This window comes from Oerskovia turbata (genome assembly GCF_000718325.1).
In the GTDB taxonomy this organism is placed as follows: domain Bacteria; phylum Actinomycetota; class Actinomycetes; order Actinomycetales; family Cellulomonadaceae; genus Oerskovia; species Oerskovia turbata.
On the sequence record NZ_JOFV01000052.1, the window covers coordinates 1 to 551 of the forward strand.

Below are 551 nucleotides of genomic sequence, written 5' to 3' on the forward strand. Positions count from 1 at the left end.
GACGAGCTCGCGAACGAGCTCACCCGCGTCGTCGACTCGACCAACTTCAACGGCATCAACCTCCTGACGGCTGCGGCCACGGACCTCACGGTCCAGGTCAGCGCGGAGGGTGCCGGCAGCGGCAACACCATCACGATCGCGCTCGCCGCCAACGACCTCGAGACCATCATCGGTGCTGGGATCGCTGCCGGCGGTGGTGGGTCGTCGCTGACGGTCGACACCGCGGCGAACGGTCAGGCCGCGATCGAGACGATCGACACGGCTCTCAAGGCCGTGTCGACGGCTCGTTCGAACTTCGGTGCGACGCAGAACCGTCTGGAGTACGCGATCTCCAACATCAGTCGCGGTGGCGGGCGACGGTGTCCGTCCGTCGGCGCACGCGCCGGACGCCGCGCGCCGGTCCTGCGCCGATTCACCCGATCCCCGTTCACGGCGGTGCCCGTGATGCCGACAGTGGGAGGTGACCGGCCCATGGATGGGCTGGGGGACCATTCTTCTCGCCCGTCTCACGGAGGACTCATCATGGGCTTCAGCGTCAACACGAACGTTTC

1 protein-coding gene is annotated in these 551 nt (G+C 67.5%); it reads left to right on the top strand.

Annotation, left to right across the window (positions count from 1 at the left end; all coding sequences use genetic code 11):
- Window positions 1-551: flagellin (locus IE95_RS19900; RefSeq protein ID WP_030153708.1), on the top strand; the 551-nt coding region annotated here is incomplete at both ends.